The organism is Zestomonas insulae, from assembly GCF_016901015.1.
Taxonomy (GTDB): domain Bacteria; phylum Pseudomonadota; class Gammaproteobacteria; order Pseudomonadales; family Pseudomonadaceae; genus Aquipseudomonas; species Aquipseudomonas insulae.
Genome location: NZ_JAFEUP010000001.1, coordinates 147,451 through 171,292 on the forward strand (window position 1 = coordinate 147,451; position 23,842 = coordinate 171,292).

Sequence of the window (23,842 nt, forward strand, 5' to 3'; positions counted from 1 at the left end):
TCTAGGACGCAGCCAACAAACGATCGAGCAACGTGCCCAGTTGACTGCGTAAGCCGCGCAGCTCTTCGAGGCCGACGCTGCTGTCGCACAGCAGACGGGCCTTGAGCGGCGGCACCCGATCACGCAGCGCCGCTCCCACCTCACTCAAATGCAGGTGCACCTCTCGCTCGTCGTGCACTGCACGGCGCCGCTCGACCAGGCCGAGCTGCTGCAGGCGCTTGAGCAACGGCGTGAGAGTTCCCGAATCGAGCTGCAGGCGTTCGCCCAGCGCCTTCACCGTCGGCTGGGCCGGCGGCACATCGCGCCACTCCCACAGCACCAGCATCGCCAGGTACTGCGGGTAGGTCAGCCCGAGGGCTTCGAGCATCGGCTTGTAACCACGGATCACCGCGCGCGAGGCAGCGTACAGCTTGAAACACAGCTGTTCGTCGAGCTGCAGCGAGGTCAGTTCCGCCGGCAGATCGCTCATTTCAGCAGCGCTTCGATCTCGGCGTGCAGCGCTTCCGGCTTGGTGGTCGGCGCGAAACGCTTGATCTCACGGCCTTCGGCGTCGAGCAGGAACTTGGTGAAGTTCCACTTGATCGCCTGGCTGCCGAGCAGGCCGGGGGCGCGTTTCTTCAACTGCACGTACAGCGGGTGGGCGTTGGCGCCGTTGACGTCGATCTTCTTGAACAGCGGGAAGCTCACCCCGAAGTTCAGTTCGCAGAACTGACTGATCGCCCCCTCGTCACCCGGCTCCTGCTTGCCAAACTGATTGCACGGAAAGCCGAGCACCACCAGGCCCTTGTCCTTGTACTCCTGCCACAGGCTTTCCAGCCCCTCGTACTGCGGAGTGAAGCCGCATTTGCTCGCGGTGTTGACCACCAGCAGCGCCTTGGCGCCAAAGTCGCCGAGGGTTTTCTGTTCGCCCTTGATGGTGGCGCACGGGATATCGAGAAGCGACGCGCTCATGAATGCAGGTCCTGATTGGTGAAGGAGCCAACAAAATAGCCAGCAATTAAATTGCACACAATCTTTTTCATCAAGAAAAAGGCCCGCCACCCGGGCGAGCCCTTGCTCAGGCCTTCGGCACGAGCTTCAGCGACGCCGAATTGATGCAGTAGCGCAGGCCGGTCGGCGCCGGGCCGTCCGGGAACACATGCCCCAGGTGCGCGTCGCACTTGGCGCACTTCACCTCGATACGGTGCATGCCGTGACTGAAGTCTTCCTTGCTGGCGATCGCCTGCTCGGACACCGGCTGGAAATAGCTCGGCCAGCCGCTGCCGGAATCGTATTTGGCGTCGGAATCGAACAGTGCCGTCGCGCAGCAGGCACAGTGGTAAATGCCGGGGGTTTTCGTCGCGTAATACTCGCCGGTGAACGCGCGCTCCGTACCGCCCAGACGGCAGACATGGAATTGCGTGTCGGACAGTTCGTCACGCCATTCTTCCAGGGGTTTTTCGAGCTTTTCCATTGGCTTACCTCATGATCAAAAAAGCCAGCCGGTACCTTTTCCATGCCCCGGCCCGCACGTATGATTGCCGCACTCTTAAGCCGCCAGTCTGTCACCCGCGTTACAGGCTGCCAAGCCGCCTCCAGCTGACTCTTTACCAGCCATTTCTGCGGCGTTCGTTCATTCAGGACTCTCCTATGCAGGTCAGCAAATCCAACAAGCTCGCCAACGTCTGCTACGACATCCGCGGCCCGGTGCTCAAACACGCCAAGCGCCTGGAAGAAGAAGGTCAACGCATTCTCAAGCTGAACATCGGCAACCCGGCGCCGTTCGGCTTCGAAGCGCCCGACGAGATTCTCCAGGACGTGATCCGCAACCTGCCGACCGCGCAGGGCTACAGCGACTCCAAGGGCCTGTTCAGCGCGCGCAAGGCGGTGATGCAGTACTACCAGCAGAAGCAGGTGGAAGGCGTCGGCATCGAGGACATCTACCTCGGTAACGGAGTGTCCGAGCTGATCGTGATGGCCATGCAGGCGCTGCTCAACAACGGCGACGAGGTGCTGATCCCCGCCCCGGACTACCCGCTGTGGACCGCCGCGGTGGCGCTGGCCGGCGGCAAGCCGGTGCACTACCTGTGCGACGAGCAGGCCGGCTGGTTCCCGGACATCGCCGACATGAAGGCGAAGATCACCAGCAACACCAAGGCGCTGGTACTGATCAACCCGAACAACCCGACCGGCGCGGTGTACTCCAAGGAAGTGCTGCTGGATATCGTCGAACTGGCGCGCCAGCACAACCTGGTGGTGTTCTCCGACGAGATCTACGACAAGATCCTCTACGACGAAGCCCAGCACATCTCCACCGCCTCGCTGGCCCCGGACGTGCTGTGCCTGACCTTCAACGGGCTGTCCAAGTCCTACCGGGTCGCCGGCTTCCGCTCCGGCTGGGTGGCGATCTCCGGGCCGAAGCACAAGGCGCAGAGCTACATCGAAGGCCTGGATATCCTCGCCAACATGCGCCTGTGCGCCAACGTGCCAAGCCAGCATGCAATCCAGACCGCGCTCGGCGGCTACCAGAGCATCAATGACCTGGTGCTGCCCAACGGCCGCCTGCTCGAGCAGCGCAACCGCGCCTGGGAACTGCTCAACGACATCCCTGGGGTCAGCTGCGTCAAGCCGATGGGCGCGCTGTACGCCTTCCCGAAGATCGACCCGAAGGTCTGCCCGATCCACAACGACGAGAAATTCGTCCTCGACCTGCTGCTCTCCGAGAAGCTGCTGGTTGTCCAGGGCACAGCATTCAACTGGCCGTGGCCGGACCACTTCCGCGTGGTCACCCTGCCGCGCGTCGACGACCTCGAGCAGGCCATCGGGCGCATCGGCAACTTCCTCAAGACCTACAGCCAGTAATCGCGACGGCGCCCGCATGGACCTGCAGATCGACGACTTCTACAAGGACTGCGCCGCCGGCCTGCTGGCGCTCTACCAGGCCTTCCCGCGCAAGATCGCGCTGTATGTCGAAGACCTGATCGGCCGCGAAGAACCCGACGAGTTCGGCTTGCCCAGCAAGCGCCACCAGAGTTGCCTGGGCGCGCTGCTGTGGCTGGCCGACGAGGGTTATCTGCGCTATGAATCAACCATCCAGTACGACGCACTGGACCAGGCGGTACTCAGCGAGAAGGGCTTCCTGCGCCTGTCGCGCGGGCTGCCGCATGCAGTCCGCGACGACGAGCCCCTCCCCGCCAGCGTGCGCCGCGTGTGTGCCAGCCTCGCTCATCAGCTGCGCGAAGCCATCGCCAGCGGGCACAGCGAGCGGGTCGCCCGCCTGGCGCGACTGCTGTTCGACGGCGCTAGCGACATAGCTTGAAATAGTCGCTCGGTTGAACGGGCTCGGGGCAACCCTTATATAGCCCGCATAGCAAAATAACTCTGTCTCTCGCCGTGAGGAGAAGCTTTACACCATGATGCGCATCCTGCTGTTCCTGGCTACCAACCTGGCGGTGGTGCTGATCGCCAGCATCACCCTCAGCCTGTTCGGCTTCAACGGGTTCATGGCAGCCAACGGCGTCGATCTCAACCTGCAGCAGCTGCTGGTGTTCTGCGCCGTGTTCGGCTTCGCCGGCTCGCTGTTCTCGCTGTTCATCTCCAAGTGGATGGCGAAGATGAGCACCGGCACCCAGATCATCAGCCAGCCGCGCACCCGTCACGAACAATGGCTGCTGCAGACCGTCGAAGAGCTGTCCCGCGACGCCGGCATCAAGATGCCGGAAGTCGGGATCTTCCCGGCCTACGAGTCAAACGCCTTCGCCACCGGCTGGAACAAGAACGACGCGCTGGTCGCAGTCAGCCAGGGCCTGCTCGAGCGCTTCTCGCCGGATGAAGTGAAGGCCGTGCTGGCCCACGAGATCGGCCACGTGGCCAACGGCGACATGGTCACCCTGGCCCTGGTGCAGGGCGTGGTGAACACCTTCGTGATGTTCTTCGCGCGGATCATCGGCAACTTCGTCGACAAGGTGGTGTTCAAGACCGAGGAAGGCAACGGTCCGGCCTTCTACATCGCGACCATCGTCGCCGAACTGGTACTCGGCTTCCTCGCCACCGCAATCGTCATGTGGTTCTCGCGCCGCCGCGAATTCCGCGCCGACGAAGCAGGCGCTCACCTGGCCGGCACCGGAGCGATGATCAACGCCCTGCAGCGCCTGCGCGCCGAACAAGGCGTGCCGGTGCACATGCCCGACAGCCTGACCGCGTTCGGCATCAACGGCGGCATCAAGCACGGCCTGAAGAGCCTGTTCATGAGCCACCCGCCGCTGGAGCAGCGCATCGAGGCCCTGCGCCGTCGCGCAGCCTGATCGGCACACAACTGAAAAGGCGGCCTGCGGGCCGCCTTTTTTATGGCTCACTCCATCAGCTGATTCGATGGGAATCGCCAAGAATTTATGCTGGTTGTCGATAGATAGCCTGGGGACAATAGCGCATGACTTACGAGGACTGCCCCATGTTGCCCAGCCTGTTCATCTCCCACGGTTCGCCGATGCTCGCCCTGCAACCCGGCGCGAGTGGCCCCGCGCTCGCCCGCCTGGCTGCCGAGCTGCCCAAGCCGCGCGTCATCCTGGTGGTGTCCGCGCACTGGGAAAGCCCTGAACTGTTGCTCAGCAGCGCCGCGCAGCCAGCGACCTGGCATGACTTCGGTGGTTTTCCGGCGGAGCTCTACGCCGTGCAATACCCCGCCCCCGGTGCGCCCGAACTGGCGCACCAGGTGGCCGAACTGCTGAGCGAACAGGGCCTGCCCGCCAGGCTCGACGCACAGCGGCCGTTCGATCACGGCACCTGGGTGCCGTTGTCGCTGATGTATCCGGACGCTGACGTGCCCGTCGTCCAGCTGTCACTGCCCAGCCGCCTCGGCCCAGCCTTCCAGACCCGCGTGGGGCAGGCCCTGGCACACCTGCGGCAAGACGGCGTACTGCTGATCGGCTCGGGCAGCATCACCCACAACCTCGGCGAACTGGACTGGCGCGCCGGACCGGAAGTCGTCGAGCCCTGGGCTCGCGAGTTCCGCGACTGGATCGTCGAGCAATTGGCCAGCGACGACGAAACGGCGCTGCATGACTACCGCAACCGGGCGCCACACGCGGCGCGCAACCACCCGAGCGACGAGCACCTGCTGCCGCTGTACTTCGCCCGCGGTGCCGGCCAGCACTTCGCCCTGGTTCACCAAGGTTTCACCCTCGGCGCCTTGGGCATGGACATCTACCGCTTCGACTGAGCGCCACCCGGAAACGAAAAAGCCCCGCACATGGCGGGGCTTTTTCTTGGCCGAGGATTAGTCCTCGCGATAACGGCGCAGCTTGAGCTGCTTGCCGCCGACGCGGGTGTCCTTCAGCTTGCCGAGCAGACGCTCGAGGCCTTCTTCCGGCAGCTCGACCAGGCTGAAGGTCTCGCGCACCTGAATGCGACCGATCGCTTCGCGGGCCAGGCCGCCTTCGTTGAGGATCGCGCCGAGCAAGTTGCGGGCGGCGATGCCGTCGCGCAGACCCAGCGCAGTACGGCAACGTACGCGGCCTTCGCCCAGCGGCATCGGCGCGCGACGCTCGCGCGGATCACCACGACTGGCGTCACGCTCGCGAAACTCGCCACGCGGGGCGCGCTCGCGCTGCGGGCCACCACCCGGCACCAGCGGCTGCTCGCGCTCCAGCTCGGCGAGGCTCAGCGACTGACCCTGAGTCACCTTGGCTAGCAGGGCGCTGGCCAGGGCGCGCGGGTCGCACGCCAGGTCGGCAACCAGACGGTCGAGCAGCTCGCCGTGGCTAGCCTCGGCGGTGGCGACCAGCGGCTGCAGGCCGGCAGTCAGCTTGCGGATACGCGCATCCAGCACCTGCTGGGCGTTGGGCAGACGCGCCTCGGCGACTTTCTGGCCGGTCACGCGCTCGATGACCTGCAGCATACGACGCTCGCGCGGGGTCACCAGCAGCAGCGCACGGCCTTCGCGACCGGCACGGCCGGTACGACCGATGCGGTGCACGTAGGACTCGGGGTCATACGGCATGTCGATGTTGAACACGTGGGTGATGCGCGGCACGTCGAGACCGCGCGCCGCCACGTCGGTGGCAACCACGATGTCGAGACGACCGTCTTTCAGCGATTCGATGACGCGCTCACGCTGGTTTTGGGCGATGTCGCCGTTCAGTGCGGCTACCTTGTAGCCCTTGGCTTCGAGGGCCGAGGTGACGTCCAGGGTGGCCTGCTTGGTACGCACGAAAGCGATCAGCGCGTCGAAGTCTTCGACTTCCAGCAGGCTGAGCACCGCCGGGATCTTCTGATCGGCATGCACCATCAGGTGGGCCTGCTCGATCGCGGTCACAGTCTGGGTCTTGGCGGCGATCTTGATGTGCTTCGGCTCGCGCAGGTGGCGCTCGGCGATGGCACGGATCGAAGCCGGCAGCGTGGCGGAGAACAGCACGGTCTGGCGGCTTTCCGGCATCGCGTTGAAGATCACTTCCAGGTCGTCCATGAAGCCGAGCTTGAGCATCTCGTCAGCTTCGTCGAGCACCAGGTGGTGCACGGTGGACAGCATGTTCTCGTCGCGGCGCAGGTGGTCGCACAGGCGGCCCGGGGTGGCGACGATGATCTGCGCGCCCTGGCGAATCGCCTTGAGCTGCGGGCCCATCGGCGCGCCGCCGTACACGGCGATGACGTTCACGCCCGGCATCTGCTTGGAGTAGGTCTCGAACGCGGTGGCCACTTGCAGGGCCAGCTCGCGAGTCGGCGCCAGCACCAGAACTTGCGGCTCACGCTTGGCCGGGTCGATGCGGCTGAGGATCGGCAGCGCGAAGGCCGCGGTCTTGCCGGTACCGGTCTGCGCCTGGCCGATCACGTCGTGGCCGGCGAGGATCATCGGGATCGCTTGCGCCTGGATCGGCGAAGGCTCTTCGTAGCCGGTGGCGATGACCGCCGCAACAATAGAAGGAAGAAGGTCGAGCTCGGCGAAGCCGCCGGTTACCTGAGTCATGGGTCTGCCTCTAAATCCGCAAAGACCCATGCCCTAGACTGCGCATGCCGTGTCCGACCCGATGGGTCACCCTGGCAGCCTGTATGGCGGGGATCTGCGAAAAGTGTGAATGGGTGAATCGTCAAGGATAGCCCGCAGAGCGGACACGCTGCCGAAGCGAGGCTTCGGGGGAGATTGCACTACCTCTAACGCGACCGGTTTACGGCCGGCGCGCACTATACAGCAAAAAATCGGCCACGCGCAGAAAATCCCGGCCCAGCCGGCTGGACGGTCATCTGCGGCAGGCTTGGACAAACCCTGCAATGCCGCGTTATACAAGGCGTTCGCGCCCTCACCCCACACAAAGGAAATGCCGGCATGACTCACAGCTCCAGCGGCCGCGTCACCCGTGAAAAGCGTGGCCACCTCCTGCTGATTGGCCTGGATCGTGTCGACAAACGCAACGCCTTCGACCTGACGATGCTCACCGAGCTGTGCCTGGCCTACGGCGAGTTCGAGCGCGACCCCGACGCGCGGGTCGCCCTGGTGTTCGCCCACGGCGAGCACTTCACCGGCGGCATGGACCTGCCCAGCATCGGCCCGAGCTTGGCGGCCGGCTGGAAAGTCCCGGCCAAGGGCCGCGACCCGTTCGGCACCTTTGGCGGCCAGCGGGTCAGCAAGCCGGTGATCGTTGCTGCGCAAGGTTACTGTTTCACTGTCGGCATCGAGCTGATGCTCGCTTCGGACATCAACCTCTGCTCCAGCAATGCGCGCTTCGCGCAGATGGAAGTGCAACGCGGCATCTTCCCGTTCGCCGGCGCCACCCTGCGCCTGCCGAAGATCGCCGGCTGGGGCAATGCGATGCGCTGGCTGCTCACCGGCGACCAGTTCGACGCCTTCGAGGCCTACCGCCTCGGCCTGGTCCAGGAAGTGGTCGCCCCGGAAGAGCTGATGCCGCGTGCCCTGCAGCTCGCCGAGCGAATCGCCGAGCAGGCCCCACTGGGCGTCCAGGCGACCCTCGCCTCGGCCCGCCAGGCGCTCACCGAAGGCGAAAGTGCGGCGATCGCCAGCTTCGCCACCCAGGTGCCGGCGCTAATGGCCAGCGAAGACGCCGCCGAGGGCCTGCGAGCCATGCAGGAGCGCCGGCCCGGCGACTTCAAGGGCCGCTGACAACCTGTAGGAGCGAATTCATTCGCGAACAGCGGCAACGCAGAGCTGCCGGTTATCGCGAATGAATTCGCTCCTACGGGTCAGGCCGCCACTGCCGTCGAACTGACCCGGAACTGGCCGACCAGCTGCTGCAGTTTGCTCGCCGTGTGGCGCACCGTCTCGGCGCTGGAGTGCAGCACACCGACGGTCTCGCCCATCTCCCCGGAGGCCTGGTCGACGCTGCGGATGCTCTGCCCGTAGTCCAGGCTGCGCTCGTTGAGCTGCTGGATGATCTCGAACATGCGCTCGACGGTCTGGTGCAGATGCAGGTTTTCCGAGGACGCTTCCTCGGTCATGCGCAGGCTGCTGTCGACGTTCTTCACCCCTTCCTGCATGAACGCCACCGCCTCCTGGGTCTCGCTCTGCAGGCCCTCGACCATGCTGCGGATGTCCGCCGCCGCGCTGGCCGTGCGCGACGCCAGGGTGCGCACCTCGCCGGCCACCACGGCGAAACCCCGTCCGTGCTCGCCTGCCCGCGCCGCCTCGATCGCCGCGTTGAGGGCCAGCAGGTTGGTCTGGTTGGTGATATCGGTGATCAGGCCGACAATGTTGCCGATCTCGCCCATGCGACTGTCCAGCGACTGCACGCTGCGCGCCGAGCGCGCCACCACGTCGCGGATCGACTGGGTGCCAGCGCGCACCACCGCGAAGCGCTCGCGGGCACGCTCGACCACCTCATCCATCGCCTGCTTCATTTCCTCGGCGGTCATCGAGGCCTGCTGGATCTCGCCGAGCTGCTCCTCGACCAGCAACAGCATGCGGTGCACCGCCTCGGTCACCTCGCGGGTGGTCTTGCCCGCCTCGCTGCTGCGGTCGAGCATCGCCTCGTTGGTCTGCCGCACGCTGAGCGAGGCCTGGATCACCTGGCCGACGATGCCGTCGAGGTTGTCGATGAAACTGTTAATCCAGCGGCCCATGTCGCCGGTCTCGTCCGCCACCAGGCGACTGCTGTCGAGGCGCTGGCGCAGGTTGCCCTCGCCTTCGGCGATGGTGCGGATCACCTCGGTCATACCCATCATCCGCGCCGCCAGACGCTTCGGCCCGAAGGTCGCGAAGCACCAGGCGCCGCCGAGCAGCATGCCGCCGTCGACCAGGTCCAGCGCCCACAACGGCAGGCCGCTGAAGTGCTGGAGCAGGCTGCGGATGGCGAACAGCACGGTGACGGTGGCGAGATAGGTCTTCATCAGCCCGAGGCTCAGCGAACGACGCCGGTAGACCTCCTCCAGGTCGGCCTCGCACATCATTCCCCAGCGGTCGGGCGAGCCGGGCAGCTCAAAGGTCACGCCCTTGCCTATCACCGGGATGTGCCGGTAGTCGGAGTAGCCGGGATAGGTGACGAACAGGTTGGCGCCGTTGCGGATCGTTTCGCGCACCCCGGGGTGCAACTGGCCGGTGGCCGGATCGACGAAGCGCAGCTCCAGCTCGGTGTGCTCGCGCACACGCACCACGCCCCAGTCGGTATTCACCCCGCTCTTCAGGTTCTCGCCGTGGCTGAAGGTGTTGTCCTCGAAGCGCGAGCGCGACAGCGCGGTGCCCGGCTCTATACGCCGGTCGAAGCGCGCCTCGACCATGAACAGGTAGTTGTCCCCGGACTCCGGGTAGATGTGCCCGGCTTCGCGCTGGATCAGGTCGCCGAGCACGTCGTTCGGCACCCGTCCACACAGGCAACCCTGCACCTCGCCGGCGACCTTGATGGGCTGGTAGAACATCAGCGTCACCGCATCGTGGAAGCGCGAACTGGACGGGCCGATGGCCTGGGTCAACGGGTCGACGTAGGGGCCGTGCAGGAACGCCTGCTTGAGCCCGGCGGCCAGCGCCGCCGGCTGCAGATCGCTGGCGCCGACGTGGGCGGCGTGGGTCGAAGCAAGGACCTTGCCGTCACGTCCGACGACGAACAGTTCGGAAAAATCGCCGGCCTGACGGCGCTTCTCGGCAAGCAGACTGGCGTCGCCACTGGCGAGCTGGTCACCGAGCGCCGCGGCCAGCTCGGCCATGTGTTCCCAGTTGGCGCGCGCCCAGTTCTGCAGGATGCGCACGCGGGTCTGGGCGATGCCCTCGAAGGTCCGTTCGACCTGCGGGTAGATGCTGCGGTTGAGCCAGCAGGCGCGCGACATCGCCAGCTTGCCGGCCTTGCCGAACCAGGGCAGCCAGGCGCGCTCGGCGGGCGACAGGTGCATCGCGGTACTTTGCAGAAGAGACATGCGGGGGCTCCTTACTACATGACATCAAGGAGCCAGCATCTCAGCAATATGCAGGCCAGAGAGCGTCTAGCCTGCGGGTTGCGGGGTCTGCGGCGGGAAACCCCGCAGCTTCGGGGCGGCGCTGCGCGCGGCAAATGCACCAAAACCACCCAGCGCTGCGGATCGCGGTGCAGCGCGTCAGCTCGCCGGGCGCATCACGTCGATCAGCGACTGCAGCGAGTAGCCCAGGCGCGGCGCCAGCGCGCGGGCCCGCTCGCTCAGCGCGGCAACATCGAGGGTCTGATCGAGATCGGCGGGAATAAGCAGCACCACGTTGCCCTCCTTCACCGGAATCTCCCAGTAATGGCGGTAGAACAGACCGCGCAGCAGCGCGGCGCCCAGCGGCGCACCAGCGTCGGTGCCCCACTGGTTGATCACCAGCCAGCCGCCCGGATTGAGGTGCTGCTGACAGGCTTGGAGGAAGTTCCAGGCGAGGTGGCCGACGCCGGGGCCGGTGTCGGTGTACAGGTCGAGAAAGATCAGGTCGGCACGCTCGGCGGTGGGCAGCAGTTCCATAGCGTCGCCGACGCGCAGGGTCAGGCGCGGGTCGTCGTCGAGACCGAGGTACTCGATGGCCAGACGCGGCACCTCGGGACGCAGCTCGATGGCTTCGACGTCTTCCAGAGTGCTGACGAACTTCAGGCAGGCCTGGGTCAGGGTGCCGGCGCCGAGGCCGAGGAACAGCGCGCTTTCCGCACCCGAATGGGCCAGCGCGGCGAGCAGCATGGCGCGCGTGTAGTCGTACTCCAGCCAGCTCGGATCGGCGGTGAACACGCAGCTCTGCTCGATGGCCTCACCGAACTCGAGGAACCGGTAGTCGCCGATCTCGACCACGCGGATCACGCCGAAGGCATCGTGCACTTCGGCCAGCAGGCGCTCTTCTTTCAAGTCTTCGTGCGACACCAACCAACTCCTCCCGGACGCGGCGTGACATCGCCGACCAACCGCCCAATGGTTATCGGCGCCGATTGTCATTGAAGAAGCAGGCCCCGGTCACGGGATAATTCCGTCATACCAACAAGACGGTCGAGGTTCCCTATGTACGCCATTATCGGCGCTGGCCCCATGGGCCTGTGCACTGCCCGGCAGCTGCACAAGCACGGCATTCCCTTCGTCGGCTTCGAGCTGCACAGCGACGTCGGTGGCCTGTGGGACATCGATAACCCGCACAGCACCATGTACGAATCGGCGCACCTGATTTCCTCCAAGGGCACCACCGAGTTCAGCGAATTCCCGATGCGCGCCGACGTCGCGCCGTACCCGCACCACAGCGAGATGCGCCGCTACTTCCGCGACTACGCCAAGCAGTTCGGCCTCTACGAGCACTATCAGTTCAACACCCGCGTGGTCAGCGTCGAGCGCCTGGAACAGGGCTGGAAGCTGACCAGCGAGCGCGCCGGCGAACAGCGCGAGTGGCACTTCGACGGCGTGCTGATCGCCAACGGCACCCTGCACACCCCCAACCTGCCACGTCTGCCCGGCGAGTTCGGCGGCGAGCTGCTGCACTCCAGCGAGTACTGCTCGCCAGCGGTGTTCGAGGGCAAGCGCGTGCTGGTGGTCGGCTGCGGCAACTCGGCCTGCGACATCGCCGTCGACGCGGTGCACCGCGCCGCCTCAGTCGACCTATCGGTGCGTCGTGGCTACTACTTCTTGCCCAAATTCATCCTCGGCAAGCCGACCGACACCTTCGGCGGCGCGATCAAGCTGCCGCGCCCGCTCAAGCAAAAGCTCGACGGTCTGCTGGTCCGCGCGCTGGTCGGCAAGCCGTCGCAGTACGGCCTGCCCGACCCCGACTACAAGCTCTACGAATCGCACCCGGTGATGAACTCGCTGGTCCTGCACCACCTCGGCCACGGCGACATCAAGGCGCGCCGCGACATCGCCAAGATCGACGGCAAGCAGGTGACCTTCACCGACGGCGAGCAGGCCGAGTACGACCTGATCCTGATGGGTACCGGCTACAAGCTGGACTACCCGTTCATCGACCGCGCCCACCTCAACTGGCCGCAGCGCGCCGGTGCGCCACAGCTGTACCTCAACGTGTTCCACCCGGAGTACGACGACCTGTTCATGATGGGCATGGTCGAGGCGTCCGGCCTCGGCTGGCAGGGCCGTGACGAGCAGGCCGAACTGGTCGCCCGTTACATCCGCCAGCTGCAGAGCGGCAGCGATGCGGCGCAGCGCTTCAAGGCGCTCAAGCGCGAGCGCGCCGGCATCCGCCTCGACGGCGGCTACGACTACCTGGACCTCGAGCGCATGGCCTACTACGTGCATAAGGACAGCTACCGCGCCAGCATTAAGCAGCACAGCCAGGAACTGGCCGCCGGCCTGCCCGCGGCCAGTAGCGCCGCGCTCCACCCAGTCGCGCAGCCATGAGCGTCACCCTGATCACCGGGGCCGCCAACGGCCTCGGCTGGGCGCTGGCGCGCAGCTGCCACGCGCGTGGCGATCAGTTACTGCTCACCGATATCGACGACACGCTGCTCGCCCAGCGGGTCCGCGAGCTGGGTGACGAACGCGTCTCCGCCGTCGCCGGCGACATCACCGACACGCAGCTGCAGCAGCGCCTGCTCGAGCGTTGCCGCGAGCGCTTCGGGCGCCTCGACCTGCTGATCAACAACGCCGGCATCACCCACCGCTCGCCCGCCACGCGCACCGACCCGGCGGTGTTCCGCAAGGTCATGGCGGTGGACTACCAGGCACCGGTGGAGCTGAGCCTCGCCGCCCTGCCGCTGCTGCGCCAGAGCCAGGGCCGGATCGTCACCATCGGCTCGATGGCCGGCTGGCTGCCGGTGCTCGGCCGCGCCGGCTATTGCGCGGCAAAGGGGGCGCTGAGCCAGTTCTTCGAGGTGCTGCGCGCCGAACTGAGCCAGGACGGCATCGGCCTGCTGCTGGTCTACCCGAGCTTTCTCGACACCAGCATCGAACGCCACGCGCTCGGCGCCGACGGCCAGCCCGCCGGCCATGCGCGCTCGACCATCGGCAAGGTGCGCGGCGCCGAGTGGATGGCCGAGCAGATTCTGCAGGCCGATGCCGCCGGCCGCGAACGGCTGTTCCCGGATCGCGGCAGCAGGCTGGCCAGCCTGCTCTGGCGCATCGCCCCGGGCTTCTACTACGGGCAGATGAGCCGCCGCTTCGCGGGTGAACTACCGCACTGACTCCAGCCCCGATTGCGGAGCAATCCGCTACTACGGCGCCATCAACAACCCGTAGGAGCGAATTCATTCGCGATAAGCAGGCCACGCCGAGTTCGTCGCGCTCGCTGATCACTCCGCCCTACACCATCGCCCGTCCAAGGACACTGACCATGCTCGACCCCTGGCTGCTACTCGGCGCCTTCATCTTCCTCGCCTACACCCTGGAGGCCATGACCGGCTTCGGCAGCGTGGTGATCGCCCTGTCGCTTGGCGCCCTGGTGCTACCGATCAAGGACATGCTGCCGGTGCTGGTGGCACTGAACATCTTCATGAGCGGCTACCTGACCTGGAAGCTGCGCCAGCACATCGACCGCCGCCTGCTGCTCGGCCTGATCCTGCCGTGCATGGCGCTCGGCACCGTGGCCGGGGTCGTCCTCAGCCCATGGCTCAGCGACGCCTCGCTGAAGCAGGGCTTCGGCGTGCTGATCGTCTGGTTCGCCGTGCGCGAACTGCTGCGCATGGGCCAGAACAAGGCCGCCGCGCAGCCGCCGCTGTGGATGACCCGCCTGCAGATCGGCGCCGCCGGCATCACCCACGGCCTGTTCGCCTCCGGCGGGCCGCTGCTGGTCTACGCCCTGGCCGCCACCGAACTGGACAAGGCACGCTTTCGCGCCACTCTGGTGTGCGTCTGGTTCAGCCTCAACAGCCTGCTGACCCTGGCGTTCCTGGCCAAGGGCAGCCTGACGCCCGCGCTGCCACACATCGCCGCCTACCTGCCGCTGCTGGCCGTCGGCGTGCTGCTCGGCGAGCGCCTGCACCACCGCGTCGCCGAACAGCACTTTCGCATCGGCATCTACCTGCTGCTGTGCGTCACCGGAGCGCTGCTCGCCTGGCGCGCCTAAGCCGGCGTCACTGCTCGTCGGAGGGGTTACGCATCGCTCGCCACTCCAGGCGAGCCAAGCGCCGAGGCATTGATACAGCCTGGCTATCACCGCCATCGGCAGCCAGCCGTGGCGGCGATGAGTTACCATGCGGACATTCCTAGAACACTGCCGAATCGAGTCCGTGATGAGCCAAGCCTGGAGCCCCGAAAGCTGGAGAGACAAGCCGATCCAGCAACAACCTATCTACCCGGACGCCGCCCGCGTCAGCGAAGTCGAACGCACCCTGGCGAGCTTCCCGCCGCTGGTGTTCGCCGGCGAAGCGCGTGAGCTGCGCCGCCAGTTCGCCGAGGTCACCCAGGGCCGCGCCTTCCTGCTCCAGGGCGGTGACTGCGCGGAGAGCTTCGCCGAGTTCTCCACGCTGAAGATTCGCGACACCTTCAAGGTGCTGCTGCAGATGGCGATCGTCATGACCTTCGCCGCCGGCTGCCCGGTGGTGAAAGTCGGGCGCATGGCCGGTCAGTTCGCCAAGCCGCGCTCGGCCAACGACGAGACCATCAACGGCGTGACCCTGCCGGCCTACCGCGGCGATATCGTCAACGGCATCGGCTTCGACCCCGCCAGCCGCGTGCCGGACCCGCAGCGCCTGCTGCAGGCCTACCACCAGGCCACCGCCACCCTGAACCTGCTGCGCGCCTTCGCTCAGGGCGGTTTCGCCGACCTGCACGAAGTGCACAAGTGGAACCTCGACTTCATCGCCAACTCGGCGCTGGCCGAGCGCTACAGCCAGCTCGCCGACCGCATCGACGAGACCCTGGCGTTCATGCGTGCCTGCGGCCTGGACACCTCGCCGCAACTGCGCGAAGTCAGCTTCTTCACCGCCCACGAGGCGCTGCTGCTCAACTACGAGCAGGCCTTCGTGCGCAAGGACAGCCTCACCGGCGGCTGGTACGACTGCTCGGCGCACATGCTGTGGATCGGCGACCGTACCCGCCAGCTGGACGGCGCGCACGTCGAGTTCCTGCGCGGCGTCGGCAACCCGATCGGCGTGAAAGTCGGCCCGAGCATGGACCCAGACGAGCTGATCCGCCTGATCGACATCCTCAACCCGGACAACGACCCAGGCCGCCTCAACCTGATCGTGCGTATGGGTGCCGACAAGGTCGAAGCGAACTTCCCGAAACTGCTGCGCAAGGTGAAGGAAAACGGCCGCCAGGTGCTGTGGAGTTCCGACCCCATGCACGGCAACACCATCAAGGCCTCGAGTGGCTACAAGACCCGCGATTTCGCGCAGATCCTCCGCGAAGTGCGGCAGTTCTTCGACGTGCACCAGGCCGAGGGTACTTACGCCGGTGGCATCCACATCGAGATGACCGGGCAGAACGTCACCGAGTGCATCGGCGGCTCGCGGCCGATCACCGAGGACGGCCTGTCCGACCGCTACCACACCCATTGCGACCCGCGGATGAACGCCGACCAGTCGCTGGAGCTGGCGTTCATGATCGCCGAGACCCTCAAGCAGGTTCGCCGCTAGGCCTTGGCCTGACGACCGGGGATGATGTTGCCGGCCGCTGGATTCCCGCCTGCGCGGGAATGACGGGGTGAGGTAGTGCGCTGTGCTCACGCCCCCGTCGTCCCCGCTCAGGCGGGGACCCAGAAATCGTCCCGTAGACGCTGGCGTTACCGTCCCAGGCCCACCAGCGCCCCCTATACCCAGGCACCGACGGCAATCGCCGCCCCGCTAGCCCAGTAACGGCTTCAACCGCGCACCGCCGGCCCGCGTGCAATTCAGCTGGACATGCGCCAACCCCAGCCAATCCGCCAATGCGCGCAATTGCCCAGCCAACGCGAGCAGACCCTCCTCGTCCAGCCCCCGCGCCTCCTCGTGCACCGCATGCACCGCCAGCCGGTTGTGCGCCCGCTGGGCGCGCAGGTCGACGCGCGCAGCAATGCGTTCGCCATGCAGGAACGGCAACACGTAGTAGCCGTACACCCGCTTGTGCGGCGGCGTGTAGATTTCCAGGCGATAACGAAAATCGAACAAACGCTCGGTGCGCTCGCGCTCCCAGACCAGCGAGTCGAACGGCGACAGCAAAGCGCTGGCGTGCAGGCGCCGCAGCACCCGGGGCTCGCCGGCGCTGTAGGCCGGCTGGTTCCAGCCCTGCACACGCAGTTCGACCAGTTCGCCGTTCTCCACCAGCTCGACCAGGCGCTGGCGGGTGTCGCGCAGGTCGAGGCGGAAGTAGTCGCGCAGGTCCTGGGCGGTCGCCACCCCCAGGCTGGTTGCCGCGCGCAACAGCAGCTGGCGCTGTGCGGCTGCCTCGTCCGGCTCGTGACCATTGAGCAACTCCGCCGGCAGCACCCGCTCGGGTAGATCGTAGAGGCGCTCGAAGCCGCGCCGCCCGGCGACCGTCACTTCGCCCGCAGCGAACAGCCACTCCAGCGCATGCTTCTCCGCGCTCCAGTCCCACCAGGGCCCCGCGCGCTCCTCGCGGGTGCTCAGGCTGCCGGCACCCAGCGCGCCTTGCTCGCGCACGGTCTGCAGGACCCGTTGCACCACGTCCTGCTGTTCGCGCCCGAAACGCGCCAGCTGCGGGTAGATGCCCTGCCCGTTGGCCGCCCGGCGCATGCGCCAACGCAGCAGCGGATAGAGCTCCAGCGGCAGCAACGAGGCCTCGTGGCCCCAGTATTCGAACAGTTTGCGACTGCGCCGTGGCCCCCAGGCGATCTGCTCAAGCAGCGCCTGGGGGTAGTCGCCGAGGCGGGAGAACAGCGGCAGGTAGTGCGAGCGCACCAAGGCATTCACCGAGTCGATCTGCACCACGCCCAGCTGCTCGATCAGCTGCGAGAGGTGGTTTGCCTTGACCTGCTTTGGCACCCGCCGGCCGAAACCTTGCGCGCTCAGTGCCAGGCGACGGGCTTGTTGCAGCGACAACGACTCGACGGTGGGCATGGCGCAACCTCGAACGGACGATGCCCTACCCTAAGGCACACGCCCGGCGCCGGCCAAGCGATTGCGCAACCAGGTCTCGCCGCTGACCAGGGTGATGCCAAGCAGCACCAGTACCGCGCCGCCGATGAAGTTCAGGCTCAGCGGCTCGTCGAGCACCAGTACGCCGAAGCTGACCCCGAACAATGGGGTCATGAAGGAAAACACCGCCATGTTCGACGCCAGGTAGCGGCGCAACAGCCAGAACCAGGCGAAGTAACTGAGGAACGACACCACCACCCCCTGCATCAGCACGCTGCCGATGGCGATCGGCGTCCAGCGCACCGGGCCGAGCTGACCACTGGCGGCCACATAGACGAACAGCAGCAAAGTGGCGACGGCCAGTTGGTAGAACAGGGTCAGGGTCGGCGGCGCCTCGGACAGCCGCGACTTGCGCACCGCCACGGTGGTCGCGCCCCACGCCGCACCAGCACACAGGCCGAACAGGTCGCCAAGCAGCGTCTCTGAGGCCAGCCCGCCCCAGCCGCCGCCACCGCCAAAGGCCAGCGCGATGCCGGCGAAACACACGCCGATGCCCAGCCACTGCAACGCGCGCAGCCGTTCGCTGGGCAGCAGCCAGTGCAGGCCGAGCGCGGAAAAGATCGGCGCGGTATAGAGGAACACCGCCATGTGCGAGGCCGAGGTGTAACGCAGGCCCAGGGCGATGAAGAAGAACTCCAGGGCGAACAGCACGCCAGCCAGCGTGCCGCCGGACCAGGTCGCGCGCAGGCGGCCACGCGCCTCACCGCGCCAGAGCAGCAGCACGCCGACCAGCAGCGCGGCAATCGCCGAGCGCAGAGTGACCTGCAGCATCGGCGCGATATCCGGCGCCGCCAGCTTGATCGCGACCTGCTGGAAGCCCCAGATCGCACAGAGGCCGAACATGAACTGAAACAGGAACGGGTCGGCGCTCTTGCGCACCGGCATCATGAAATTGCCGCCAACATCAGTGCTCCAACGTGAGGATCAGGGAATCAGACTCAGCCGCCCCGGGCGCGGCAAACGACCGGGCAAAAGTGAACGCCGCGGCACTGGGGCCCTGCTCGGCGAGCAGGCGCAGCGCACGCTTGCCATCGTCGACGCTGGGCAGCGTGCCGGCCGGCAGCCACCACAGCGCCAGGCTGGGCGTCGCCAGTTTCTCCATCCAGCTCGCGCGCTGGCGCAGCACAGCCAGGTGGTCGCCGCTGTAGACGTAGTCCTTGAGCGCTTCGAATGATGTCCACAACGACATGTTGACGATGATCTGCGGATCGTCGAAGGCCTGAATCGAGGTAGCGTCGCCCTCCTCGGTCTGCAGCCGCCAGACGAATCCGGGGCTACGCTCGGCGAGCGCGTTGATGGTGTCGAGTTGCGCCACGAAGCCGCTCAACAGCGGGTGGTCGAGCAGCTCGCGGGCTTTCGCGATGTTGATCTGTGCAAGGTGATAAGTCGCCTGCATGGTGCTTCCTTGTGCGCTCAGGGTTTCAGGGGATCGTCCCAGAATGGCCGGTCGCTCTCTTCCATGATATCCGCCCGACTCAAGCCGATGTCCTTGAGTTGATAGTCACTGAGCATGGCCAGTTGCCGACGTTGCCGCGCCAGCTCCGTCCAGCGCCGCAGTTGCAGACGCAACGCGCGCCACCAGTGACCGGATACGCGCGGGGCCGCGGGGAGTTGCAGGGTATCGATGAAGCCGCGTTGTCCTTTCATTTCACCGCCCTCCAGGTGGGGATGGCGCTAGTGTCGCGGCGGGCTTAAGATCAATCCAACGAATGTTTCTTATGCAAGCCATCTTGGAGATTGATGAATGGCCCAGTATCCGAGCATCGATACCGAACTGCTGCGCAGCTTCGTCGCCATTGCCGATAACGGCGGTTTTACTCGCGCCGCCGAGGTGGTCAACCGCACCCAGTCGGCGGTGAGCATGCAGATGAAGCGCCTCGAAGATGACGTGGTGCGGCGCTCGCTGTTCGAGCGCGACGGCCGCCAGGTGCGCCTGACGCCAGAGGGCCAGGTGCTGCTCGGTTACGCGCGCCGCATCCTCAAGCTGCACGGCGAAGTGCTGAGCACCCTGCGCGAGCCGCACATGGTCGGTGTGGTGCGCATCGGCACGCCGGACGACTACGTCATGCGTTTTCTGCCGGGCATCCTCTCGCGCTTCGCCCAGGCCTACCCGCTGGTGCAGGTCGAGGTGCACTGCGAGCCGTCGTTCATGCTGCTGCAGCGCCAGGACCTCGACCTGACCATCGTCACCCGCGAGCCGGGCAAGGAGATTGGCCAGCTGCTGCGTCAGGAACGTTTCGTGTGGGCCGAAGCGATCGGCTTCAGCCCGCACGAGCAGACGCCGATGCCGTTGGCGATGTTCAACGTGGATTGCTTCTGCCGCGCCTGGGCCTGCAACGCGCTGGACGCCATGGAGCGCGAGTACCGCATCGCCTATACCAGCCCGAGCCTGTCGGCGATCTTTGCCGTGGTCAGTGCCGGCCTGGCGGTCACCGCCCAGCTGCAGAGCCTGATCACCCCGGACATGCGCATCATCGGCGCAGCCGAAGGCTTGCCGACGCTACCGCTGACCAGCATCGTCCTGCTGCGCAATCAGGCCAGCCAGAGCGAAGTCACGGAAACCCTCGCCGAGCACATCGCCGAGGGCTTCCGTCTCTGATCGCCGTGGTGTTCAAGGCACCGCGACGACGCGGGTGCCGGCGAGCAGATCATGCAGGCAGCGCCGGTCGCCACGGAAGATGAACAGGCAATCGACCAGCACCAGCAGCCCACCGATGTAAGGGATGTAGACCAGCAGCCCCCAGACCAGGTAGCGCTTGAGGTACATCGGCAGCCAGGCCGGGGTGTCGCCGTTGAGGTCGACGATGGCGATCTTCAGCAGCCGCTTGCCGATGGTCTGGCCATAGCGTCGCAGCAGATGGCCGTTGAGCAGCAAAAACACCACCATGCCGAACAATGCACCGGCCAACTGCAGGCCGAGGCTCGGCTGCTTGCCTTCGTCGAGCCCCTCGTAGAAGCCGATCAGATACAACACCGGCACGGTCAGCACGCTCATCAGCAAACTGTCGATCAGCACCGCGCCGAGCCGCGAGCCGCGCGCGGCCAACGGCGGCGCGCTGGAATCGGTATGCAGGTCGGCCACGGGGGTCTGATAGGGATTTTCGACTTCGCTCATGGGTGCGCTCCTTGCGTGTGAGGGTCAGCGCCGAGCATGCCGGAGGCCGCCGTGGCCGGGCAAGCGCCCGGCTTTGCGCAAAACCTTTGAACGCAGTAGTCATGCGCGCTAACGTAATCGCTATACCCATTGCGGAGGCCACCATGGCTCACGATCAGCTACGCCTCGCCAATCAACTGTGCTTCGCCCTTTATTCGACTTCGTTGGCGATGACCAAGGTCTACAAGCCCCTGCTCCAGGCGCTAAACCTCACCTACCCTCAATACTTGGCGATGCTGGTGCTGTGGGAAGAGGACGGCATCACCGTCGGTGAGCTGAGCCAGCGCCTGCTCACCGACCCTGGCTCAGTGACTCCGCTGCTCAAGCGCCTGGAAGCGGAAGGCCTGCTCAACCGCACTCGCAGCAGCGCCGACGAGCGCGTCGTGGAGCTGCGCCTGACCGCCAAGGGCCGCGCCCTGGAGGAACAGGCCGCGGCCATTCCTGCCTGTATCTTCAAGGCCACCGGCCAGAAACTGCCCGAGCTTCAGGAGCTCAAGGAAGAGCTGGTCGACCTGCGCAGCAATCTGCAAAGCGCCATTTAGAGCCTTATGCCTCGCTAGCACTGCGTTTATCGCAAACTCTTCCAAAGATTATCTTGCGCACTAACTAATTTGCGTCTAACTTTCGCTCCACGCACTTAGTTAGCGCGCAAATCATTACCGCACAACTATTCTGGAGATACCGCCATGCAAGCCATCAAAGCGCTCTACACCGCCACCGCTACCGCCACTGGGGGCCGCGACGGCCGTGCCGTTTCTTCGGACGGCTACCTGGACGTGAAACTGACCACCCCGCGCGAACTCGGCGGCCAAGGCGGCGAAGCAACCAACCCGGAACAGCTGTTCGCCGCCGGTTACTCGGCCTGCTTCATCGGCGCCCTGAAGTTCGTCGCCAGCCAGAAGAAACAAGCCTTCCCGGCCGACGCCTCGATCACCGGCAACGTCGGCATTGGCCAGATCCCCGGCGGTTTCGGCCTGGAAGTGCAACTGAACATCAGCCTGCCGGGGCTCAACCAGGCCGCCGCCGAAGAGCTGGTCGCCGCTGCCCACCAGGTCTGCCCGTACTCCAACGCCACCCGCGGCAACATCGACGTGCGCCTGAACGTTAGCGTCTGAGCAAACCGCAGAAACGAAAAAGCCCGGCGATGCCGGGCTTTTTCTTGCACTAGAGGCTTAGGCCTGCGGTGCCTGGGTACGGCCTTTGTAGGAGCCGTCGCGGGTATCGATTTCGATCCAGTCGTCGATGTTGCAGAAATCAGCGACTTTGACTTCGGTACCGTTGCTCAGCTTGGCCGGCTTCATCACCTTGCCCGAGGTGTCGCCACGCGCGGAGTTTTCGGTGTAGGTGATCTGACGCACGATGGTGGTCGGCAGATCAACGGAGATGACTTTGCCTTCGAAGAACACGGCTTCGCAGATGTCGGTCATGCCTTCTTCGATGAACGGCAGAACGCTTTCCAGATCGTCGGCGCGCAGCTCGTAGGAGTTGTACTCCGGATCCATGAACACGTAGTCGTCACCGCTGATGTAGGACAGGGTCACTTCCTTACGCTCGAGGATCACCGGCTCCATCTTGTCGTCGGCCTTGTAAACGGTCTCGGTCTTCGAGCCGTTGATCAGGTTCTTCAGCTTCATTTTGACGATGGCGCTGTTACGACCGGACTTGGTGAACTCGGCTTTCTGGATCAGCCAAGGTTGACCGTCGATCAGGGCCACACTGTTGGGCTTCATTTCTTGTGCGGTTTTCATACGAATATCCGGATTTAGATGGAGATACGAATTTCTAGGCCGCGCATGATATCCAATTTCGGTAAAACAGCACCAGCGTCGCGGCAAGATCGGACTGGGCGGCCTGTTCGGTGCACCAGTGCTCGGCGTGCTCGCTCAGCTCCGGCCAGCTTTGCAGGCAGGCCGACCAGCTGTCGGCCATGCCCTCGCCGGCGTTCCAGGCGCGCCACAAACCAGCCAGTGCAGCGTCGGCAGCCGGTGACAGGCCTTGCCGATAACGATCGAGAAACGCCTGGAGCTTGTCCCAGTGCGCGTGCTCGTCCTGCTCATAGATGTGCCAGAGCAGCGGCCGCCCTGCCCACTGCGCACGCACGAACGAATCCTCGCCACGCACCGCATTGAAGTCGCAGCTCCACAGCAGCAGGTCGTACTGTTCCTGCCGCACGAATGGCAAGACATGGACTTGCACGTTACCGCGCCGCCAGCTGCCGCCCACCGCCAGTTCGTCGAGCTTCAGCCAGGCCTGCAGATCGGCAAGGATGCGTCCTTGCGGCACCAGCAGCTGGGTCGGTGTGGCGCCGGCCGCCAGGGCATCGAGCCAGCCGGCCAGCGCGGCATTCTCATAGGCGAACAGCGAGATCAGCCGCGCACCGGGTTGCAGCTGCACCCCGAGCTCGGCGAGGAACGCCCGACGCGCTTCAGGATCGGTCTGAAAAGCCTGGCGCCGTGCGAGTAGGCCGGCTTCGCGCAGCAGGCCGCCGGTGTCGCGGCTGAAGCCAGGAAAGAAGAAGTACTTAGCCAGCCCGCTGGCCTGCAGCGACGGCAGGCCGTGGCAGCCGCCCACCCAGTCCTCGGCGCTGAGGTATTCCAGGTTCAGCCACAGCACCTGCCCCTTGGCGGCCATCGCCGCGACATAGACAGGAGGCAGATGACAGGCGAACGCCTCGATCACCACGTCGGCAGCCTCGACCGGCTGCCACTCGGCCGGCCAGTGGCGCACCTCGACGCCGTGCTGCCACTGGCGCTCGGCAGCGAGGTCGGCTTGCGGACACAGGCGCGCGAAGGCCTGCAGATCATCCACCCACAGACGCACGCCCTGCTCGTGCTCGGCCACCAGCTGGCGAGCGAGACGCCAGGTCACACCAATGTCGCCATAGTTGTCGACGACGCTGCAGAAGATGTCCCAGGTGGCTTTCATTGCCGGCTCCAGACGTGCACGCCGACATCTGTACCACCGCACTGTGGCAGTGGCGACCCGTGTCGGACTCCAGAAAGCAAAAAAGCCCGAGAACATCGTTCTCGGGCTTTTGCGAAAGTGGCGGTGAAGAAGGGATTCGAACCCTTGATACAGTTTCCTGTATACACACTTTCCAGGCGTGCTCCTTCAACCGCTCGGACACTTCACCGGATCTCGACAGACGCTGCGGTCCGTCGAGGCGCGCTAATCTAGCCGAATGGATCGCCAAAGGCAAAGTTTTTTTGCAGAAGATTCATGCGCTTAAGCCAGAAGACTGGATTGCGCCGACCGTACTGAGGTGACCCGC

At 65.6% G+C, this 23,842-nt stretch carries 25 protein-coding genes and 1 tRNA gene; 12 read left to right on the forward strand and 14 right to left on the reverse strand.

All coding sequences use genetic code 11. The features are described from left to right. Window position 1: 1 nt before the first annotated feature. From JQX08_RS00735 to msrB, 3 genes are all read right to left on the reverse strand, one after another. On the reverse strand, window positions 2-469 hold the full coding sequence (locus JQX08_RS00735; protein ID WP_204913986.1) for a MarR family winged helix-turn-helix transcriptional regulator: 468 nt from the start codon (window positions 467-469) through the stop codon (window positions 2-4). Then, on the reverse strand, window positions 466-951 hold the full coding sequence (locus JQX08_RS00740) for a glutathione peroxidase (protein WP_204913988.1): 486 nt from the start codon (window positions 949-951) through the stop codon (window positions 466-468). The genes JQX08_RS00735 and JQX08_RS00740 overlap by 4 nt, the downstream gene beginning before the upstream one ends. A gap of 106 nt (window positions 952-1,057) precedes the next feature. Further along, window positions 1,058-1,453, reverse strand: a complete 396-nt coding sequence (gene msrB, locus JQX08_RS00745) for a peptide-methionine (R)-S-oxide reductase MsrB (RefSeq protein ID WP_204913990.1) — start codon at window positions 1,451-1,453, stop codon at window positions 1,058-1,060. A gap of 176 nt (window positions 1,454-1,629) precedes the next feature. Here msrB and JQX08_RS00750 point away from each other — a divergent pair, with 176 nt between their 5' ends. The 4 genes from JQX08_RS00750 (at window position 1,630) to JQX08_RS00765 (ending at window position 5,197) form a co-directional block, all read left to right on the forward strand. Further along, entirely contained in the window at window positions 1,630-2,841 is a 1,212-nt protein-coding gene (locus JQX08_RS00750) for a pyridoxal phosphate-dependent aminotransferase (protein WP_204913992.1), read from the forward strand. 16 nt (window positions 2,842-2,857) lie between these two features. After that, window positions 2,858-3,298: a hypothetical protein gene (locus JQX08_RS00755; protein ID WP_204913994.1), complete on the forward strand. Its 441-nt coding sequence runs from the start codon at window positions 2,858-2,860 to the stop codon at window positions 3,296-3,298. 94 nt (window positions 3,299-3,392) lie between these two features. Further along, entirely contained in the window at window positions 3,393-4,283 is an 891-nt protein-coding gene (gene htpX / locus JQX08_RS00760; protein ID WP_204913996.1) for a protease HtpX, read from the forward strand. A gap of 146 nt (window positions 4,284-4,429) precedes the next feature. Further along, window positions 4,430-5,197 (forward strand): DODA-type extradiol aromatic ring-opening family dioxygenase, encoded by a 768-nt coding sequence (locus JQX08_RS00765; RefSeq protein WP_204913998.1) that lies wholly within the window; start codon window positions 4,430-4,432, stop codon window positions 5,195-5,197. Window positions 5,198-5,254: 57 nt separating this feature from the next. Here the strand turns inward: JQX08_RS00765 and JQX08_RS00770 are convergent, their stop codons facing one another. Beyond that, entirely contained in the window at window positions 5,255-6,940 is a 1,686-nt protein-coding gene (locus JQX08_RS00770) for a DEAD/DEAH box helicase (RefSeq protein WP_430472486.1), read from the reverse strand. A 357-nt stretch (window positions 6,941-7,297) separates the two neighbouring features. Between JQX08_RS00770 and JQX08_RS00775 the strand changes: the two genes are divergently transcribed. After that, window positions 7,298-8,089 (forward strand): crotonase/enoyl-CoA hydratase family protein, encoded by a 792-nt coding sequence (locus tag JQX08_RS00775; protein ID WP_204914002.1) that lies wholly within the window; start codon window positions 7,298-7,300, stop codon window positions 8,087-8,089. Between the two features lie 80 nt (window positions 8,090-8,169). On the opposite strand, the gene JQX08_RS00780 is transcribed toward JQX08_RS00775, so the two are convergent. After that, window positions 8,170-10,329, reverse strand: a complete 2,160-nt coding sequence (locus tag JQX08_RS00780; protein ID WP_204914004.1) for a methyl-accepting chemotaxis protein — start codon at window positions 10,327-10,329, stop codon at window positions 8,170-8,172. A gap of 177 nt (window positions 10,330-10,506) precedes the next feature. Beyond that, window positions 10,507-11,256 (reverse strand): spermidine synthase, encoded by a 750-nt coding sequence (locus JQX08_RS00785; RefSeq protein ID WP_204915303.1) that lies wholly within the window; start codon window positions 11,254-11,256, stop codon window positions 10,507-10,509. A gap of 150 nt (window positions 11,257-11,406) precedes the next feature. On the opposite strand from JQX08_RS00785, the gene JQX08_RS00790 reads away from it, so the two are divergent. From JQX08_RS00790 to JQX08_RS00805, 4 genes are all read left to right on the forward strand, one after another. After that, window positions 11,407-12,744, forward strand: coding sequence for a flavin-containing monooxygenase (locus JQX08_RS00790; protein ID WP_204914005.1), 1,338 nt, complete (start codon window positions 11,407-11,409; stop codon window positions 12,742-12,744). Next, window positions 12,741-13,526 (forward strand): SDR family NAD(P)-dependent oxidoreductase, encoded by a 786-nt coding sequence (locus tag JQX08_RS00795; protein WP_204914007.1) that lies wholly within the window; start codon window positions 12,741-12,743, stop codon window positions 13,524-13,526. The genes JQX08_RS00790 and JQX08_RS00795 overlap by 4 nt, the downstream gene beginning before the upstream one ends. A gap of 149 nt (window positions 13,527-13,675) precedes the next feature. Then, a complete protein-coding gene (locus JQX08_RS00800) occupies window positions 13,676-14,407 on the forward strand; it encodes a sulfite exporter TauE/SafE family protein (protein ID WP_204914009.1) in 732 nt (243 codons plus the stop codon). Between the two features lie 166 nt (window positions 14,408-14,573). Next, the gene (locus tag JQX08_RS00805) at window positions 14,574-15,920 is read left to right on the forward strand and encodes a class II 3-deoxy-7-phosphoheptulonate synthase (RefSeq protein WP_204914011.1); all 1,347 of its coding nucleotides are present in this window, start codon (window positions 14,574-14,576) and stop codon (window positions 15,918-15,920) included. 207 nt (window positions 15,921-16,127) lie between these two features. On the opposite strand, the gene JQX08_RS00810 is transcribed toward JQX08_RS00805, so the two are convergent. From JQX08_RS00810 to JQX08_RS00825, 4 genes are read right to left on the reverse strand one after another with little or no spacing between them, the layout of a single operon-like run. Continuing rightward, window positions 16,128-17,339 carry a winged helix-turn-helix domain-containing protein gene (locus JQX08_RS00810; RefSeq protein ID WP_204914013.1) on the reverse strand — a complete coding sequence of 404 codons (1,212 nt, stop codon included), beginning with the start codon at window positions 17,337-17,339 and terminating at the stop codon, window positions 16,128-16,130. 30 nt (window positions 17,340-17,369) lie between these two features. Beyond that, entirely contained in the window at window positions 17,370-18,305 is a 936-nt protein-coding gene (locus tag JQX08_RS00815) for a DMT family transporter (protein WP_204914015.1), read from the reverse strand. A gap of 16 nt (window positions 18,306-18,321) precedes the next feature. Then, on the reverse strand, window positions 18,322-18,813 hold the full coding sequence (locus tag JQX08_RS00820) for a DUF3291 domain-containing protein (RefSeq protein ID WP_204914017.1): 492 nt from the start codon (window positions 18,811-18,813) through the stop codon (window positions 18,322-18,324). A gap of 17 nt (window positions 18,814-18,830) precedes the next feature. After that, window positions 18,831-19,064 (reverse strand): DUF1127 domain-containing protein, encoded by a 234-nt coding sequence (locus JQX08_RS00825; protein ID WP_204914019.1) that lies wholly within the window; start codon window positions 19,062-19,064, stop codon window positions 18,831-18,833. 97 nt (window positions 19,065-19,161) lie between these two features. Here JQX08_RS00825 and JQX08_RS00830 point away from each other — a divergent pair, with 97 nt between their 5' ends. Further along, a complete protein-coding gene (locus JQX08_RS00830; protein ID WP_204914021.1) occupies window positions 19,162-20,016 on the forward strand; it encodes a LysR family transcriptional regulator in 855 nt (284 codons plus the stop codon). Window positions 20,017-20,028: 12 nt separating this feature from the next. Here JQX08_RS00830 and JQX08_RS00835 read toward each other — a convergent pair whose 3' ends face one another. Beyond that, complete coding sequence (locus JQX08_RS00835; RefSeq protein WP_204914023.1) at window positions 20,029-20,532, reverse strand: RDD family protein; 504 nt, start codon at window positions 20,530-20,532, stop codon at window positions 20,029-20,031. 143 nt (window positions 20,533-20,675) lie between these two features. Between JQX08_RS00835 and JQX08_RS00840 the strand changes: the two genes are divergently transcribed. Together JQX08_RS00840 and JQX08_RS00845 are read left to right on the forward strand one after the other, a co-directional pair. Next, the gene (locus JQX08_RS00840) at window positions 20,676-21,113 is read left to right on the forward strand and encodes a MarR family winged helix-turn-helix transcriptional regulator (protein WP_204914025.1); all 438 of its coding nucleotides are present in this window, start codon (window positions 20,676-20,678) and stop codon (window positions 21,111-21,113) included. 144 nt (window positions 21,114-21,257) lie between these two features. Then, window positions 21,258-21,686 carry an organic hydroperoxide resistance protein gene (locus tag JQX08_RS00845; RefSeq protein ID WP_204914027.1) on the forward strand — a complete coding sequence of 143 codons (429 nt, stop codon included), beginning with the start codon at window positions 21,258-21,260 and terminating at the stop codon, window positions 21,684-21,686. 57 nt (window positions 21,687-21,743) lie between these two features. On the opposite strand, the gene efp is transcribed toward JQX08_RS00845, so the two are convergent. The 3 genes from efp to JQX08_RS00860 form a co-directional block, all read right to left on the reverse strand. Then, window positions 21,744-22,319: an elongation factor P gene (gene efp, locus JQX08_RS00850; protein WP_204914028.1), complete on the reverse strand. Its 576-nt coding sequence runs from the start codon at window positions 22,317-22,319 to the stop codon at window positions 21,744-21,746. 34 nt (window positions 22,320-22,353) lie between these two features. Continuing rightward, window positions 22,354-23,496 carry an elongation factor P maturation arginine rhamnosyltransferase EarP gene (gene earP / locus JQX08_RS00855; protein ID WP_204914029.1) on the reverse strand — a complete coding sequence of 381 codons (1,143 nt, stop codon included), beginning with the start codon at window positions 23,494-23,496 and terminating at the stop codon, window positions 22,354-22,356. Between the two features lie 118 nt (window positions 23,497-23,614). Beyond that, window positions 23,615-23,704: transfer RNA gene (locus JQX08_RS00860), tRNA-Ser, on the reverse strand. Between the last annotated feature and the right edge of the window lie 138 nt (window positions 23,705-23,842).

Excerpts from the sequence above, each read along its gene's own strand:
- JQX08_RS00735 (WP_204913986.1), bottom strand. The coding sequence starts at position 469 with ATGAGCGATCTGCCGGCGGAACTGACCTCGCTGCAGCTCGACGAACAG.
- JQX08_RS00740 (WP_204913988.1), bottom strand. The coding sequence starts at position 951 with ATGAGCGCGTCGCTTCTCGATATCCCGTGCGCCACCATCAAGGGCGAA.
- msrB (WP_204913990.1), bottom strand. The coding sequence starts at position 1,453 with ATGGAAAAGCTCGAAAAACCCCTGGAAGAATGGCGTGACGAACTGTCC.
- JQX08_RS00750 (WP_204913992.1), top strand. The coding sequence starts at position 1,630 with ATGCAGGTCAGCAAATCCAACAAGCTCGCCAACGTCTGCTACGACATC.
- JQX08_RS00755 (WP_204913994.1), top strand. The coding sequence starts at position 2,858 with ATGGACCTGCAGATCGACGACTTCTACAAGGACTGCGCCGCCGGCCTG.
- htpX (WP_204913996.1), top strand. The coding sequence starts at position 3,393 with ATGATGCGCATCCTGCTGTTCCTGGCTACCAACCTGGCGGTGGTGCTG.
- JQX08_RS00765 (WP_204913998.1), top strand. The coding sequence starts at position 4,430 with ATGTTGCCCAGCCTGTTCATCTCCCACGGTTCGCCGATGCTCGCCCTG.
- JQX08_RS00770 (WP_430472486.1), bottom strand. The coding sequence starts at position 6,940 with ATGACTCAGGTAACCGGCGGCTTCGCCGAGCTCGACCTTCTTCCTTCT.
- JQX08_RS00775 (WP_204914002.1), top strand. The coding sequence starts at position 7,298 with ATGACTCACAGCTCCAGCGGCCGCGTCACCCGTGAAAAGCGTGGCCAC.
- JQX08_RS00780 (WP_204914004.1), bottom strand. The coding sequence starts at position 10,329 with ATGTCTCTTCTGCAAAGTACCGCGATGCACCTGTCGCCCGCCGAGCGC.
- JQX08_RS00790 (WP_204914005.1), top strand. The coding sequence starts at position 11,407 with ATGTACGCCATTATCGGCGCTGGCCCCATGGGCCTGTGCACTGCCCGG.
- JQX08_RS00795 (WP_204914007.1), top strand. The coding sequence starts at position 12,741 with ATGAGCGTCACCCTGATCACCGGGGCCGCCAACGGCCTCGGCTGGGCG.
- JQX08_RS00800 (WP_204914009.1), top strand. The coding sequence starts at position 13,676 with ATGCTCGACCCCTGGCTGCTACTCGGCGCCTTCATCTTCCTCGCCTAC.
- JQX08_RS00805 (WP_204914011.1), top strand. The coding sequence starts at position 14,574 with ATGAGCCAAGCCTGGAGCCCCGAAAGCTGGAGAGACAAGCCGATCCAG.
- JQX08_RS00810 (WP_204914013.1), bottom strand. The coding sequence starts at position 17,339 with ATGCCCACCGTCGAGTCGTTGTCGCTGCAACAAGCCCGTCGCCTGGCA.
- JQX08_RS00815 (WP_204914015.1), bottom strand. The coding sequence starts at position 18,305 with ATGATGCCGGTGCGCAAGAGCGCCGACCCGTTCCTGTTTCAGTTCATG.
- JQX08_RS00820 (WP_204914017.1), bottom strand. The coding sequence starts at position 18,813 with ATGCAGGCGACTTATCACCTTGCACAGATCAACATCGCGAAAGCCCGC.
- JQX08_RS00825 (WP_204914019.1), bottom strand. The coding sequence starts at position 19,064 with ATGAAAGGACAACGCGGCTTCATCGATACCCTGCAACTCCCCGCGGCC.
- JQX08_RS00830 (WP_204914021.1), top strand. The coding sequence starts at position 19,162 with ATGGCCCAGTATCCGAGCATCGATACCGAACTGCTGCGCAGCTTCGTC.
- JQX08_RS00835 (WP_204914023.1), bottom strand. The coding sequence starts at position 20,532 with ATGAGCGAAGTCGAAAATCCCTATCAGACCCCCGTGGCCGACCTGCAT.
- JQX08_RS00840 (WP_204914025.1), top strand. The coding sequence starts at position 20,676 with ATGGCTCACGATCAGCTACGCCTCGCCAATCAACTGTGCTTCGCCCTT.
- JQX08_RS00845 (WP_204914027.1), top strand. The coding sequence starts at position 21,258 with ATGCAAGCCATCAAAGCGCTCTACACCGCCACCGCTACCGCCACTGGG.
- efp (WP_204914028.1), bottom strand. The coding sequence starts at position 22,319 with ATGAAAACCGCACAAGAAATGAAGCCCAACAGTGTGGCCCTGATCGAC.
- earP (WP_204914029.1), bottom strand. The coding sequence starts at position 23,496 with ATGAAAGCCACCTGGGACATCTTCTGCAGCGTCGTCGACAACTATGGC.